Here is a 13,731-nt window from a genome sequence, read left to right as displayed (position 1 = left end):
GAACTTATTAAAAAAAAAAATCAATTAAAAGATATTGGCAGTGAGCGGTCGAATATCGGTTAAATTCAGCTTAAAACAGGTGAAGGGATTCCTGAGCATGATTCTAAAGATCCGATTTTTATAATCGTCAGAAGCGGGACCGTTAAGTTTATATGTTCTGATGAGGAATATACTCTTCAAAACAGCGATATTCTGTTTATGGAAGCAGAGGAGCTGCACAGTGTTGAGGCGGTAACTGATACTGACTTTTTAGTAGTATTTTTAAAATAGATCAGAATGATTATAATATTGTATTAGTAATTAATAATAGGAGAGTTAATGATGTATAGAGAGACAATCAAAACAATGGGTACCAACCAGTGCACGGAATAAGTTGAATTTTTACGAGGATTCACACATGAAATTTTTTGTCTCGTCGATGCTCGCAGGGGCGTATATCGGTGTAGGCTGTATCGTATTATTTTTCATGGGCGGGCCGTTATTCGCGGTGGATTCTCCATTTGTTAACCTGATTACAGGTTTAACATTCGGTGTTGCACTGGCAATCGTTATTTGGGCCGGATCGGATTTATTTACAGGCAATGTTATGACATTTGCGTTCGGTGCACTGACCAAAACAATCACTTGGAAACAAACAACGGTTTTACTTATCTGGTGTTATATCGGGAATTTAGCCGGTGCACTGGCGTTTTCATATTTTGTTTATTTAAGCGGGATTTTCCCGGAAATAAATATCGACAGCTACACAGTTTATACGGCTGCCGGGAAAATGAGCGATGGTTTTATCCCGCTTCTTTTCCAGGGGATTATGTGTAACTGGCTGGTGTGTCTGGCGGTCTGGACATCAACACGTGCAGAGAATGAAATGGCAAAACTTGCACTGATTTTCGTCCTGATATTTGCATTCGTTGCAGTCGGCTTTGAACACAGTATCGCCAACATGGCAATCATGGCAATCGCTCTCTTGCACAGCAGTGTAGATACAGTGACAGTCGGCGGTTTTATCTACAATTTAATTCCGGTAACAATCGGTAATATTATCGGCGGCGGATTTTTCGTGGCTTGCATTTACTATTATTTAAATGGTGGATATAAAGAAAAGATTTAGTATAGTTTACACAAAGACTTAAGTTAAAACAAAAGGGGAGCTGAAATAATGTTTAAAAGAGACGGCACGATTTCGTTTTTAACAAAGTTGTTATCAATTAACAGTCCGACAGGCTACACGAATAATGCGGTTTTTTTACGGGAAACAATTGAAGATATCGGTTATGAAACGATGACGACACCGAAGGGGAACCTGATTGTTCAGGTAGACGGTGAAAATGCTGCAGTCACGAGAGGACTAAGTGCCCACGTGGATACTTTAGGCCTGATGGTCCGTTCAATTAACTCGGACGGTACATTATCACTGACTAAACTCGGCGGTCCTTTAACACCGACACTTGACGGAGAATACTGTGATATTATTACGCGCGATGACAAAGTATATACGGGGACTATTTTGTCTAAATCACCATCGATTCACGTATTCAAAGACGCATCGACAAAAGAACGTGACATTGATAACCTGATTGTAAAACTCGATGAACGTGTGGAAAGTAAAGAAGACGTGGAGAATATCGGCATTCAGAATGGTGATATTGTTGCGTATGATCCGAAAGTAGTCATTACAGACTCAGGCTTTATAAAATCAAGATTCTTAGACGATAAAGCCTCAGTCGCTGTCCTTGTCAGCATTTTAAAAATGATGAAACAGGAAGATGTGACACCAGCAACGAATCTGAAATTTATCTTCTCAACGTATGAAGAAGTCGGTCACGGTGCAGCCTGGATTCCGGAAGATATTACAGAACTCTTAGCTGTCGATATGGGATGTATCGGGCTTGATCTTGACTGTACAGAATACGATGTATCGATCTGTGCCAAAGACTCGTCAGGACCGTATGACTACGATATGACGACAAGACTGATGAACTTTGCGAAAGACAAAGCACTGAACTACGCAGTGGACATTTATCCGATGTACGGCAGTGACGCATCAGCAGCAATGAGCGGCGGTGCGAACATTAGAGCAGCACTCATCGGGCCGGGAGTGTCAAGCAGCCATGGCATGGAACGCACGCATATCGATGCTCTGGAAAACACGTTTGAACTGGTCTCGGAGTACATTCAGAATTAACAATCTTACTTTATTAAGGTGTTGTTATTGTGCTTAAAAACATATTTTTAATGGGTTCAGTGTATATCTCATTTATATGGATTATTACTGATTTCTTTACTGAAATTCCCTGGTATGTCCAATATGGTCCAATCATTCTATTTGGTGGTATTGCCGTAATTGTGGCTATATTGGAAATGGATGATGACGAAGACGACAAAGAGCAAAAAGAAACTGGTAAAGGGACGAAATTGGGTTCTCTTTTCCGTTTATCTCTTATATTATTCATTTGGCTTTTGATTGCAGCTATGAATATCTTTGTTGGAAAACCACGAACAGATGCATTTAATATATATTTAAGCTTTTGGGTGTTTCTTGTTGCTATACCGACTCTGACCAAAATCCATATTAAGATTGTAGAGAACCGCGAAAAAACATAATGCTGCTTCTGTTTACAAAAGGGTATTGTGACCCTTTAAATATAAAATAGGGTGTTGTTATTGTGTCGAAGAATAAATCTTTCTTACTTTTATTTATTTTCTCACTCTTAATTTTTATTATTGCGGACTTCTTTCCCGGAACTGACTGGTACATCCGGATCGGACCGATGATATTAACGGTAATAATTATATTTCTTGCGGCATTGTTTGAGAAAAAAGAAGATGAACCAAAGGAAACAGAACAGCTGATGATAGAAAGAAACACAGAAAGTACTGGATTGCTTTCATTATTTTTATCTGGCTCGTCATTATAGCGATGAATATCTTCGTTGGTGAGCCGGAAGGTAATGTATTTAATATCAGAAACCTTGAGTTCTGGATTTTAATTGTCGCCTTACCGCTGCTTTCTCAGTTTAATTATAAGAAAAGAACAGACGGAACTTAATACAATCAGCATGATTTTAAGAGGACCATAGCGCTTAATGTGTTATGGTCTTTTATTATGAGGGTATAAATGAATATATGAATAGCGAGGAAGAAAAATGAAGTTAAAACCGTTGAAAATAGCAGCCGAATTAGAAGTTGTTTCATATGAATCAATTGTTGATGATGAGGATCAGATATTTGATGGCATTGAAATTAACGACGCTGAGTTTCTTGATACTGACCTTAGAAGATTAATCTCATATAACTCTGTAATTAAGAACAGTAATTTATCGAATAATGAATTTGATAATGCAGATTTAACAGATACACGATTTGTTAACTGCGACTTTTCAAATACAGTATTTTTGGGTGCTTCCGTGCATAATGTTGAGTTTGTTAACTGCAAAATGATTGGTGTCAGTTTTGATGAATCCAGAATTAAAAACGTTAAATTTCAAGAATCACTGTTAAATTTATCGGGAATTAGTGAATCGAAGCTCGAGAATGTGCTGTTTGAAAATACAAGAATGGTTACAGCCGATTTCTTTAATAATAAATTCAAAAATCGGCTTCGAAAATTGTGATCTGACGGAAGCCAGATTTGTCGATACGCCGCTTAAAGGCATTGATATCAGCTCATCCCATTTTGAATCTTTAAGCATTAAGCGTAAAGATTTGGAAGGCTGTATTGTTTCCAGTGTGCAGGCGATTCAGATGGCAGCATTGATGGGACTGGTAGTGAAGGATGATTAAATAGAACTTGCAGCAGGTGCAGGGGGGAAGTCATGTCTTATATATTAATGGGTATATTGACTGTAACGCTGTTAATTACGGTATCAGCATTAAAAGATAAATATGAGGTCACAAAAATTATTGGTGCACTGTCCTGGATGGCATTAAGTTTGTATTTTATCGTTGAATTTTTGGTCATCAGAGCAAGTACTGCACCGTATAATTTTTTAAAACAGCCGATGAGTGATTTAGGTGTGACTATATGGAATAGATACATATGAGCTCGCTGCTTATGAAATTTGTTCACCAGCTCACCTGACGATGAACTGGACGTTTACTCTAACCGGAATAGCAGTTTTTACCGGTGCAATTTTTCTTCATAAATTTTGGCCGGATAACAAGAAAACCAAAACAGCGACTGTGCTGCTCGTTATTTTCGGACTCAGCTACAGTATTTCAGGAATATTCCCGGCTGATATAAACTTTTTAGTACACACATTTGCTTCATTGCCGGGAATGTTTGTCCAAATACCTGCTTTAATTATTATTGGACGGGCAATTAAAAGTACCATGCCGAAATTATCAAAATGGACTTATTTCTGCCTGACGCTTAATTTACTGAGTCTGCTGTTTATTTTTACAGCCTGTGTTTCCCGAGCTGCCGGGGGGCTTAATTCAGAGGGCACTTTATGCTTCAATCTGGCTGTGGATGGCTGTTACAGGCGTTGTGCTGCTAAACAAATCAGTTAAGCGTAAATAGGTTTTATGTGAGATTAAATAAGGAGGACTATTAATGACTTCAATTTATTTTACTTCAGGATCTAAAATTTTCAGTGTTTCAGGGATGGAACAGGACTGGTCAACTAAAGAAATAAGACAGAGGGTTATGATGATGTGCGTGCAGTGGCAGCTGATGAACTGTCAGAAACAATTTACGTCGGTACTTTTGATGACGGGCTGTTCATAAGCCGTGATAATGGTGAGAGTTTTGAAGCGGTTGGCGCAGATGTGTTGCCGAAAAGAATCATGTCGCTTCACATCAGTCCTGTGTCTAAACGTTTATATGTTGGAACAGAACCGAGTGAACTCCATTATTCAGATGATGAAGGTGAAACGTGGACAGAAATGACTGCGCTGCAGGACCTGCCGTCGAAATCAGAGTGGAGTTTCCCACCGCGTCCTGATACACATCATGTTAAAGATATAGCGAGCGGTACTCAGGATGAATCATTTGTCCTTGCGGGTATTGAGCTCGGCGGTATTATGCGTTCCATTGATAATGGTGAATCATTTGAGGATCGTAAAGACGGCTCCCAGTTTGATGTTCATAATGTGATTGTTCACCCTGACGATGATAATCTGCTTTATGAAGCAGGCGGGGGTGGCTATGCATGGAGTGATGACAAAGGTGAGTCGTGGCAGATTGATAACGAAGGTCTTGGCGACTTTACGTATTTAGTTCATGTCGCAGTGGATCCGGGTGATAAAGACACAGTCCTTGTTTCCGGGGCACGGGGGCCGGCATCAGCGTATATGCCTGAAAGAGAGAAGACAGAAATGAAAGTATTCCGCAAACAGGGTGATGAGCCGTGGCAGGAAGTCACAGAAGGACTGCCTGACGGCAAAGGTACGATTGTGACTCATCTGCTAACATCATCAGATGAACCGAGTGTATTTTACGGTGTGAACAACAAAGGTGTCTATCATTCAGTCGACCGCGGTAAAAGCTGGATGAAAGTACCTGTCGATTTCCCGGAAGAAGTGACGAAAAATAAAATTAACTCAGCCTGCCTCACTAATTAAATTGAACAGAAAAATCCGTCTCATAATTATATGAGTCGGATTTTTTAATTGAATGGAGCCAAGGGGGCTCGAACCCCTGACCTTTGCACTGCCAGCGCAACGCTCTCCCAGCTGAGCTATGGCCCCGTATGAATTATTCTCATTGTAGAACATTCCCAGTCTTTACTCAATAGCGGTAAGATTTTAAATACTGTATTCTTAATATAAGAGTAGTTATTCAAGTTAAGGAGGTGCATCGATGATTACAGGGGAACGTACGACGATTGGAATTTTAGCCCACGTAGATGCAGGGAAAACAACATTGACCGAAGCACTGCTTTGTCATGCAGGCGTAATTACAAAACGGGGCCGGGTCGATCACGGCGATACATATTTTGATTTCGAGTCTATTGAAAGACAGAGAGGCATTACTGTTTCTTCAAAACAGGCAGACTTTGAAATTGATGACCGTAAATTCACTTTAATCGATACACCGGGACATGCTGATTTGTCTGCAGAAATGGAACGATCGCTGCAGATTCTGGATCTGGCAATTATAGTTGTCAGTGCGGTAGACGGGGTGCAGTCGCATACCGCCACCATTTTTCAGCTGCTGGAAAAATACGATGTGCCGGCGATTATTTATATTAATAAAAATGACCGGCCAAATGTCGATAAAAAAAAACTATGGACAGCCTGCAGGAGCTGGATGAACGCTGTGCATTATTTTCAGAAGCGGATTCAGAGTTAAGCGAATCATTTATCGAACAGCTGGCGATGCTGGACGAAGAGCTGCTGAATACATTTATGGAAGGTGCAGAAGATCAGTCATTCTGGTTAGCTGCTGCTAAAAAATCATTGATGAACAGAACGGTATTTCCATGTGTCTGGGGTTCAGCACTAAACGGTGACGGTATCGGTGAAGTCATCAATATAATGGAAAATTTAACAGAACCAAAAGTATATATAGAAGCAGCCGGTGCACAGGTATATAAAATTATGCACGACGACAAAGGACAGAGACTGACATTATTCAAAGTATTAGGCGGCACTTTAAAAGTTAAAGATACGGTCTATTACAACAGTTCGGACGGTGAAAAAATCAATCAGCTGATGCGTCTGAACGGCGGGAAATTTGAAGCTGTTTCTGAAGCCCGGGCGGGTGATGTCTGCACGGCAATCGGCATTCAAAATGCAGAGCTCGGTGATATTATTGCGGCCGCCCCTGAAAATATTGAACTGTTTCCTGTCTCAAAAGTGCCGGAGCTGAAGCCGGTAATGGAATCATCACTCATGCTGCCGGAAGGTATTGATGTATTTACAGCGATGAAGACCCTTAGACAGCTTGAAGCGGAAGAGCCGGAAATTGGTCTCAGAACTTCTAAAAAGACAGGTCATATCCATATGCGTGTGATGGGGACGATTCATATGGAAGTTCTGGCAGAATCTATCCGGGATAAATACGGAATGGCTATTACATTCGGTCCGCCGGTCATTTTATACAGAGAAACGATTGAAGAAAGTATTGTCGGCTACGGGCACTTTGAGCCGCTCGGCCATTATGCCGAAGTGCAGCTCCGCATCGAACCAGGACCATTGGGACAAGGGATTATCGTAAAAAACGAAGTGAATACCGACGACTTAAAAATACAGTTTCAAAAGCTGATTGTTACGCATATTAAAGAAAAAGAGCATTTAGGTGTGCTTACCGGCGCACCGCTGACGGATGTCACGATTACTTTAATGGCAGCGAAAACAGCATTAAGAGAAACCCAGGGCGGCGATTTGCGTCAGGCTACATACCGTGCGGTCAGACAGGGTTTAATGAAAGCTAAATCAGTCCTCCTGGAACCATGGTATGCATTTGAAATCACACTGCCGGCGGACGTAGCAGGACGTGCAATGTCAGATGTTCAGAGACTTCACGGTGTATCAGGTGATATGGAGCAGCTCGGTGATCATAAAGTCTCGTTAAAAGGTGAAGTGCCAGTCGCGACCTTTGTAGATTATCCGATTGAACTCGCATCATATACTAAAGGTGAAGGAACTGTTTCGCTGCAGTCGGCAGGTTACCGTCCGTGTCATAATCCAAAAGAAGTGATTGAGCAGGCGGATTATAATCCGGAGAGCGACCTCGACAATACACCAAACTCCATTTACTTTAAAAAAGGTGCAGGCTATGAAGTGAAATGGTATGACATTGATGATGTCCGTCATATTAAAGGCGACTTTAGTTAATAAAAAACTCCTTATTTGTTTCTATAGTATCATTATAAATACTAATATTTTAAATATTAAGACTTTTAATATAAAGTATAAGTATCAATGTTTCCCGGGAAATAAACCGGATATTATTTTAGTGTAAACAAGGGGAGTTTTGCAGATGAAAGAACAGGGGTATTTATGGGAATCACCAGCTCAGCTTGAGGCGCTGCTTTATGAATTAGTCGGATGGAATAGTTTATCGGGAACACAGGGGGAAATTGATTTCCCGCATAAACTGATAGTGAAATTTAAAGAGCTGGATTACTTTAAAACTAATCCGGATAACATACAATTATTTGATGCAGGAAAAGAAAGAAATGCATTCACAGCTTTATATAAAACTGATAAAAGCTCGGACACAGTCGTATTGATCAGTCATTTTGATACAGTCGGTACCGAGGAATACGGCCAGCTGCAGGACCTTGCGTTTAATCCGGAGAAACTGACACAGGCGTTTCGGGACAAGCCGGATTTTTTAACACCGGATGCGAAAGAGGATTTATATACAGACCAGTATATATTCGGCCGCGGTACGATGGATATGAAAATGGGACTCGCACTGCATATGCATTTAATTGAACAGGCAGTTAATGAAGATTGGCCGGTGAATTTACTGCTGGTGACAGTACCTGACGAAGAAGTCAGTTCCAGAGGCATGCTCGCTGCAGTACCGGGGATTCTCGAACTTTCTAAAACAAATAACTTAAATTTAAAATTGTTCTTAAACGGGGAGCCGTCATTTACACAGCAGCCGCTGGACGAAAATCACTACATATATTCGCTCGATCGGTAAGATTTTGCCGGCAGCATTGTTTTACGGTGTGCCGACTCACGCGGGCGAGCCGCTGAATGGCATTACGTCTCATTTTATCAGTCATATTTAACAAAGAAAATGGAATACACAAACCGTTTTACAGAAACTTATGACGGAGAAACGACACCGCTCCCCGTCTGCCTGCAGGCGAACGACTTAAAAGACAATTATGATGTACAGACATCACATCACAGTTACGCCTTATATAACGTGTTCACTTTGTCGCAGACGGCAAAAGACGTCATGATAACGTTTAAAAGAAATTGCAAATGAGGCAATGCACGAATGCCGCAAATGAGATTATAGGAAATCTGTAAAGCCCATCATATACCAGCGCTGAACTGCATCAGAGTGATGGAATATCACGAAGTGCTTGAGTACTTTATCGATAAATACAGTAAAGAAGAAGCAGATGAATTAATCAGGGCAGTTATTGAACAAAATGGGACAGACGAGCGGAAGATGACGTTGCTGATTGCCGACAAGTTGATGGAATACTGTCAGGAATTGGCGCCGGCGACAGTGCTGATGTTTGCACCGCCGTATATGCCGGCCGTGAATTCGTTGATGATGATGAACTGGTGAGAAAGCTGATTGAAGCGACTAAAAGTGAGATGCATAAAAAATATAATTAGACGGTGACAAATAAGCATTATTCAACGGTATATCGGATTTAAGTTATGTGAACTATAACCCGACAGATGACGGCTGGCAGTCGTTTAAAAACAATGCGCCGTTATGGGGAGAAACATATACAATACCCTTTGAAGAAATGCAGCAGTTGAGTGCGCCGATGATAAACATTGGACCGTACGGCAAAGATGCACATAAAATGACCGAACGGCTGCATAAGAAAAATGCATTTGAAATGATGCCGGCAGTGCTACGAAAATTGATAGCTGAATTCTTTTAATATACCTGGCAGGGTATTTGACTAATGACATATTTTACACTATAATATACGTACTTAAGAACAGTGGAAAGAGGAATGTATATGACTGTTGAAGATCAAACGTATGTATACGACAAAGCAATTATCAACCGTATAAACAGACTGCAGGGACAGATTAACGGTGCTAAAAAGATGATTGAAGAAGGAGAAAACTGCCGTGATGTAGTCACACAGCTGAGTGCCGCGAAGAGCGCACTTAACCGTACAATGAACGTAATTATTAGTGAAAACCTGGTCGAATGTGTTAAGGAAGCAATGATTCATCCAGAGCAGAATGCAGATGATTTAATTAAAGAAGCCGTGGAATTATTAAACAAGAGCAGATAAGTTATCTGTTCTTTTTTTATTTTAAATTATACCCCCATAGGTATTTGACAGATAGAATTATACTTGTTAATATACCCCTACAGGTATTAAAAAGAAAAGGAGTTTTTAAAATGAATAGAAATAATTATCACATGAATGATGCAGATGAGTTGCTTAACAGAGGAGAGTATCTGCTTGACGTCAGAGAAACATTTGAATATGAACTTGGCCACGTTAAAACAGCGAAACACATTTCTTTAACAGAACTGGAGCAGCGTGCGACTGAACTGCCGAAAGATAAAAAATATACACATACTGCAAGAGTGGCAGGCGCAGTCAAACAGCCGCAGATTTATTGAGTGCCAAAGGTTTTGATGCAATCAGCCTGGAAGGCGGGTTTTCATCTTATACAGGAAAGTTCAGCAGTACTGATACTGAAGAAGTTATTGCTCCGGTGGAGACGCATTCAAATATTGCCGAAGATCGTATTAAAATCGCAGCACACGGTCTGCAGTGTCCGGGACCTCTGTTAAAAGTAAATGAAGTGATGAGCGGTCTCGACACAGGCAAACAGATGGAAATCACTGTAACGGATCACGGCTTTTGTACAGATGTTGAAGCATGGGCTAAAAAGCATGGACATGTCGTACTTAAAAATGAAGTATCCGGTGAAAATGTGACTGTTGTGCTTGAAAAGAAAGCACCGGCAGCAGCTGAAGGACACAAGATGGTTGAAACGAAAGACGGCGCGACGATTGTTGTCTTCAGCGGTGATATGGACAAGGCGCTTGCTTCATTCATTATTGCATCCGGTGCAAAGAGTATGGGCAAAGAAGTAACGATGTTCTTTACTTTCTGGGGCCTGAATATTATTAAAGACCCGAATGCACCGAAAAAAAATAAAAAAGGTCTCGATAAAATGTTCAGCATGATGATGCCGAAGTCAGCTTCAAAACTGCCGATTTCAAAAATGAATATGCTCGGCATGGGTTCTAAAATGATTCAGCATGTGATGAAGAAAAAGAAAGTGGATGCATTATCGGAAATGATTGAAAAAGCCGACAAACTCGGCGTTAAAATGATTGCCTGTACGATGAGTATGGATATTATGGCAGTCGATAAAGAGGAACTTCTATCGAATGTTCAGTTCGGTGGGGTCGGCACATATCTCGGAGATGCAGAAAACGGGAATCTTAACTTATTTATATAGACTAAATTATAAAAAACTGGAGAGTGTATTAAATGTATTTCAAACAATTTTATGATCAGAAACTTTCGCAAACTTCTTATATGGTAGCGTGTCAGAAGACAAAAGAAGCTATTATTATCGACCCGAAACGTGTACTGGATGAATACGCAGAAACAGCAAATGCTGAAGGTTTTAAAATAACACAAGCGACAGAAACGCATATTCATGCTGACTTCGCTTCAGGTCTTCGTGATACAGCACGTAAATTTGGAGCGAAACTGTTCGTGTCGGATGAAGGCGACGAACACTGGAAGTATCAGGACGTTCCGGAAGATACGGTATACCTTAAAGAAGGCGACGTTATCAATGTCGGCAATGTTGAATTAAAAGTCATTCATACACCGGGACATACCCCTGAGAGTATATCATTCGTACTGACAGACCTTGGTGGTGGAAGTACTGAGCCAATGGGAATATTTACAGGTGACTTTATGTTTGTCGGTGATATCGGGCGTCCGGATTTACTTGAAGAAGCAGCAAATATGAAAGGCACGACAGAAGAAGGTGCCAATTCTATGTTCAGTTCATTGCAGAAGATGGCGGATTACCCGGACTTCATGCAGGTATGGCCGGGACACGGTGCCGGAAGTGCATGCGGCAAGTCACTTGGTGCGGTGCCGTTATCAACGCTTGGTTACGAGCGCCAGAATAACTGGGTGTTCAAATATGATGATAAAGAGGCATTCATTACCGAGCTGACAAGTGATCAGCCGGAGCCTCCGAATTACTTTGCACATATGAAAAAAGTGAACAAAGAAGGACTGCCGGAATTCAATGTGAGAGAAGTTGAAGTCGCAACGCCGGAAACTCTCCCGGGGCAGGTATTCGACTTAAGAAGCAAAGAAATATTCAAACAAGGCTTTATGAAAGGTTCAATCAACTTACCTTATAACGGGAAATTCCTTCAGTTCGCAGGCTGGTATATCATTTATAATGAGCCGATGACGGTAATCGCCAACCCTGAAGATAGTCAATCAATTCAGGAAGATTTGGCATCAATCGGCTTTGATAATCTGCAGTTAATTGTACCTGCGGACCAGGCAGATAAGTATTTTACTGACTCATACGAAAATATTTCCCCGGAAATACTTGTTCAGAATATAGATGGCATAAACATCTTGGACGTCCGTTCAAGTTCGGAATATAATGCCGGAAATCTTGAAAGTGCGTCACATATTCACTTTGGTAAACTGCAAAATGCAGAAATCCCATTCAGCAAAGAAGATAAAATTTACGTACACTGTCAGTCAGGTGTCCGTTCAGCAATCGCAATGAGTGTTTTAAAAGCCCGCGGATTCGATGATTTAATCAACGTCGAAAGAGGGTATATGGGCATTAAAGCAGTGATGAACTAATGGATATATCATTTATAACGGTTATATTCTTTATCGGTTTTCTGGGTTCTTACATTTCCGGCATGGTGGGAATAGGCGGTTCGATTATAAAGTACCCGATGCTGCTTTATATTCCGGCTATGCTGGGATTCACTTCTTTTACAGCACATGAAGTTGCCGGCATCAGTGCAGTACAGGTGTTTTTTGCAACGATTGACGGTGTCTGGGCGTACAGAAACAGTGGATATCTTAATCTTCGCCTGATTATCTATATGGGCGGAGCGATTCTTTTTGGAAGTCTGCTTGGTGGATACGGCTCCGGATATCTTTCGGAACCTCAGGTGAATATTGTTTACGCGGTACTCGCAACTATTGCAGTAGTCATGATGTTTATGCCTAAAAAAGAAGTACCCTACTCGCCGGGAGATTCACTGGACTATAATAAATATCTTGCAGCGGGGCTGGCCTTTATTACAGGTACAGCTTCTGGTATTGTCGGTGCAGCGGGTGCATTTATCTTAGTGCCGATTATGCTAGTCGTTCTTAAAATACCTACACGGGTAACAATTGCGACGAGCCTTGCTGTGACATTTATATCTTCAATTGGGACAACGGCAGGTAAAATTTTAACAGATCAGGTACTGTACGGTCCTGCGCTGATTATGATTATTGCTAGTCTGATAGCAGCGCCTCTCGGTGCACAACTTGGCCAGAAGATGAATACAAAAATATTGCAGTGGATGCTTGCGGTTTTAATTTTAGCAACAGCAATTAAAATATGGATTGAAATCTTACTATAGGGCAGGGATAATTATGGCTCATTTAAAAACAGTTTGGAACGGAAGTACGAAAGGAACAGGTACAATTACAGCAGATAAAATGGATACTCAGATTGCGATTCCGACCGTTTCCGGAGGCAGCGGCGACGGTGCGAACCCTACAGATCTGCTCGCAGCATCGGCAGCATCCTGTTATGCGATGACACTGATTGCACTGACCGCTGCGAGAAAATTGCCGGTAATAGGTCTCGCGATGACAACAGATGCAGTGAATTCGAAAGATAAAGGATTAAAAATCGTTCACTATCCTGAAGTCAGTCTTCCTGAGAGTGCAAATGAAGAAGAGATTAAATTTGTGGAACGTGCATTTAATACTGCAGATATGGGTTGTCATATCGGCAATCTGCTTAAAAGAGCAGATGCAGAAATTAAGATAGAAGGAAAAATTACACTGATATAACAAAAATGCTGTTTTAATGAGGAGTGTTTGA

General features: G+C 41.0%; 21 protein-coding genes and 1 tRNA gene. 21 read left to right on the top strand and 1 reads right to left on the bottom strand.

Annotated elements, in window-relative coordinates:
• Positions 1–63 precede the first annotated feature (63 nt).
• The 9 genes from G4D76_RS16840 to G4D76_RS07815 all read left to right on the top strand — a co-directional run bounded on the left by G4D76_RS16840 (position 64) and on the right by G4D76_RS07815 (position 5,562).
• The gene (locus G4D76_RS16840; protein WP_213811013.1) at positions 64–270 is read left to right on the top strand and encodes a cupin domain-containing protein; all 207 of its coding nucleotides are present in this window, start codon (positions 64–66) and stop codon (positions 268–270) included.
• 103 nt (positions 271–373) lie between these two features.
• Entirely contained in the window at positions 374–1,108 is a 735-nt protein-coding gene (locus tag G4D76_RS07850; protein WP_256440440.1) for a formate/nitrite transporter family protein, read from the top strand.
• A gap of 48 nt (positions 1,109–1,156) precedes the next feature.
• Positions 1,157–2,182 carry a M42 family metallopeptidase gene (locus G4D76_RS07845; protein ID WP_213809595.1) on the top strand — a complete coding sequence of 342 codons (1,026 nt, stop codon included), beginning with the start codon at positions 1,157–1,159 and terminating at the stop codon, positions 2,180–2,182.
• Between the two features lie 29 nt (positions 2,183–2,211).
• Complete coding sequence (locus G4D76_RS07840; protein ID WP_213809594.1) at positions 2,212–2,601, top strand: hypothetical protein; 390 nt, start codon at positions 2,212–2,214, stop codon at positions 2,599–2,601.
• 62 nt (positions 2,602–2,663) lie between these two features.
• Positions 2,664–2,915: a hypothetical protein gene (locus G4D76_RS07835; RefSeq protein ID WP_213809593.1), complete on the top strand. Its 252-nt coding sequence runs from the start codon at positions 2,664–2,666 to the stop codon at positions 2,913–2,915.
• Between the two features lie 228 nt (positions 2,916–3,143).
• A complete protein-coding gene (locus tag G4D76_RS07830; RefSeq protein WP_213809592.1) occupies positions 3,144–3,611 on the top strand; it encodes a pentapeptide repeat-containing protein in 468 nt (155 codons plus the stop codon).
• Between the two features lie 201 nt (positions 3,612–3,812).
• Positions 3,813–4,040: a hypothetical protein gene (locus G4D76_RS14950; protein WP_250129846.1), complete on the top strand. Its 228-nt coding sequence runs from the start codon at positions 3,813–3,815 to the stop codon at positions 4,038–4,040.
• A 40-nt stretch (positions 4,041–4,080) separates the two neighbouring features.
• On the top strand, positions 4,081–4,509 hold the full coding sequence (locus tag G4D76_RS14945; protein ID WP_250129845.1) for a DUF998 domain-containing protein: 429 nt from the start codon (positions 4,081–4,083) through the stop codon (positions 4,507–4,509).
• Positions 4,510–4,653: 144 nt separating this feature from the next.
• On the top strand, positions 4,654–5,562 hold the full coding sequence (locus G4D76_RS07815; RefSeq protein WP_213809590.1) for a beta propeller repeat protein: 909 nt from the start codon (positions 4,654–4,656) through the stop codon (positions 5,560–5,562).
• A gap of 53 nt (positions 5,563–5,615) precedes the next feature.
• Here G4D76_RS07815 and G4D76_RS07810 read toward each other — a convergent pair.
• Positions 5,616–5,688 (bottom strand) — tRNA-Ala (locus G4D76_RS07810).
• A gap of 112 nt (positions 5,689–5,800) precedes the next feature.
• Here G4D76_RS07810 and G4D76_RS07805 point away from each other — a divergent pair.
• The 12 genes from G4D76_RS07805 (at position 5,801) to G4D76_RS07770 (ending at position 13,700) form a co-directional block, all read left to right on the top strand.
• A complete protein-coding gene (locus G4D76_RS07805) occupies positions 5,801–6,292 on the top strand; it encodes a GTP-binding protein (protein ID WP_213809589.1) in 492 nt (163 codons plus the stop codon).
• Positions 6,229–7,779, top strand: coding sequence for a translation factor GTPase family protein (locus tag G4D76_RS07800; protein WP_213809588.1), 1,551 nt, complete (start codon positions 6,229–6,231; stop codon positions 7,777–7,779). The genes G4D76_RS07805 and G4D76_RS07800 overlap by 64 nt, the downstream gene beginning before the upstream one ends.
• Positions 7,780–7,924: 145 nt before the next feature.
• Positions 7,925–8,599 (top strand): M20/M25/M40 family metallo-hydrolase, encoded by a 675-nt coding sequence (locus G4D76_RS14940; RefSeq protein ID WP_250129844.1) that lies wholly within the window; start codon positions 7,925–7,927, stop codon positions 8,597–8,599.
• A gap of 99 nt (positions 8,600–8,698) precedes the next feature.
• Positions 8,699–8,893 (top strand): hypothetical protein, encoded by a 195-nt coding sequence (locus tag G4D76_RS14935; RefSeq protein ID WP_250129843.1) that lies wholly within the window; start codon positions 8,699–8,701, stop codon positions 8,891–8,893.
• An 81-nt stretch (positions 8,894–8,974) separates the two neighbouring features.
• Positions 8,975–9,205 carry a hypothetical protein gene (locus G4D76_RS14930; protein WP_250129842.1) on the top strand — a complete coding sequence of 77 codons (231 nt, stop codon included), beginning with the start codon at positions 8,975–8,977 and terminating at the stop codon, positions 9,203–9,205.
• Positions 9,206–9,302: 97 nt separating this feature from the next.
• Complete coding sequence (locus G4D76_RS14925; protein ID WP_250129841.1) at positions 9,303–9,533, top strand: hypothetical protein; 231 nt, start codon at positions 9,303–9,305, stop codon at positions 9,531–9,533.
• An 81-nt stretch (positions 9,534–9,614) separates the two neighbouring features.
• Entirely contained in the window at positions 9,615–9,899 is a 285-nt protein-coding gene (locus tag G4D76_RS07790) for a metal-sensing transcriptional repressor (protein ID WP_026858970.1), read from the top strand.
• Between the two features lie 110 nt (positions 9,900–10,009).
• Complete coding sequence (locus tag G4D76_RS14920; protein ID WP_250129840.1) at positions 10,010–10,237, top strand: rhodanese-like domain-containing protein; 228 nt, start codon at positions 10,010–10,012, stop codon at positions 10,235–10,237.
• Positions 10,234–11,088: a DsrE/DsrF/DrsH-like family protein gene (locus G4D76_RS07785; protein WP_250129839.1), complete on the top strand. Its 855-nt coding sequence runs from the start codon at positions 10,234–10,236 to the stop codon at positions 11,086–11,088. Before G4D76_RS14920 ends, G4D76_RS07785 begins: the two co-directional genes overlap by 4 nt.
• 32 nt (positions 11,089–11,120) lie before the next feature.
• Positions 11,121–12,482, top strand: coding sequence for an MBL fold metallo-hydrolase (locus tag G4D76_RS07780; protein WP_213809587.1), 1,362 nt, complete (start codon positions 11,121–11,123; stop codon positions 12,480–12,482).
• Positions 12,482–13,261 carry a sulfite exporter TauE/SafE family protein gene (locus G4D76_RS07775; protein ID WP_213809586.1) on the top strand — a complete coding sequence of 260 codons (780 nt, stop codon included), beginning with the start codon at positions 12,482–12,484 and terminating at the stop codon, positions 13,259–13,261. The genes G4D76_RS07780 and G4D76_RS07775 overlap by 1 nt, the downstream gene beginning before the upstream one ends.
• A 13-nt stretch (positions 13,262–13,274) precedes the next feature.
• Positions 13,275–13,700: an OsmC family protein gene (locus G4D76_RS07770; RefSeq protein ID WP_213809585.1), complete on the top strand. Its 426-nt coding sequence runs from the start codon at positions 13,275–13,277 to the stop codon at positions 13,698–13,700.
• Positions 13,701–13,731: the final 31 nt, after the last annotated feature.

The organism is Jeotgalicoccus sp. WY2, from assembly GCF_018437745.1.
Taxonomy (GTDB): Bacteria; Bacillota; Bacilli; order Staphylococcales; family Salinicoccaceae; genus Jeotgalicoccus; species Jeotgalicoccus psychrophilus.
The sequence above is the reverse complement of the archived record's forward strand: the minus strand, read 5'-3'. Positions and strand labels throughout refer to the sequence as shown.

Bases quoted from the DNA above. Each gene is read 5' to 3' on its own strand.
- G4D76_RS07800 (WP_213809588.1), top strand. From the start codon at position 6,229: ATGGACAGCCTGCAGGAGCTGGATGAACGCTGTGCATTATTTTCAGAA.
- G4D76_RS07845 (WP_213809595.1), top strand. From the start codon at position 1,157: ATGTTTAAAAGAGACGGCACGATTTCGTTTTTAACAAAGTTGTTATCA.
- G4D76_RS14935 (WP_250129843.1), top strand. From the start codon at position 8,699: ATGGAATACACAAACCGTTTTACAGAAACTTATGACGGAGAAACGACA.
- G4D76_RS14940 (WP_250129844.1), top strand. From the start codon at position 7,925: ATGAAAGAACAGGGGTATTTATGGGAATCACCAGCTCAGCTTGAGGCG.
- G4D76_RS14930 (WP_250129842.1), top strand. From the start codon at position 8,975: ATGGAATATCACGAAGTGCTTGAGTACTTTATCGATAAATACAGTAAA.
- G4D76_RS07830 (WP_213809592.1), top strand. From the start codon at position 3,144: ATGAAGTTAAAACCGTTGAAAATAGCAGCCGAATTAGAAGTTGTTTCA.
- G4D76_RS14920 (WP_250129840.1), top strand. From the start codon at position 10,010: ATGAATAGAAATAATTATCACATGAATGATGCAGATGAGTTGCTTAAC.
- G4D76_RS07805 (WP_213809589.1), top strand. From the start codon at position 5,801: ATGATTACAGGGGAACGTACGACGATTGGAATTTTAGCCCACGTAGAT.
- G4D76_RS07770 (WP_213809585.1), top strand. From the start codon at position 13,275: ATGGCTCATTTAAAAACAGTTTGGAACGGAAGTACGAAAGGAACAGGT.
- G4D76_RS14950 (WP_250129846.1), top strand. From the start codon at position 3,813: ATGTCTTATATATTAATGGGTATATTGACTGTAACGCTGTTAATTACG.
- G4D76_RS14945 (WP_250129845.1), top strand. From the start codon at position 4,081: ATGAACTGGACGTTTACTCTAACCGGAATAGCAGTTTTTACCGGTGCA.
- G4D76_RS07775 (WP_213809586.1), top strand. From the start codon at position 12,482: ATGGATATATCATTTATAACGGTTATATTCTTTATCGGTTTTCTGGGT.
- G4D76_RS07780 (WP_213809587.1), top strand. From the start codon at position 11,121: ATGTATTTCAAACAATTTTATGATCAGAAACTTTCGCAAACTTCTTAT.
- G4D76_RS07790 (WP_026858970.1), top strand. From the start codon at position 9,615: ATGACTGTTGAAGATCAAACGTATGTATACGACAAAGCAATTATCAAC.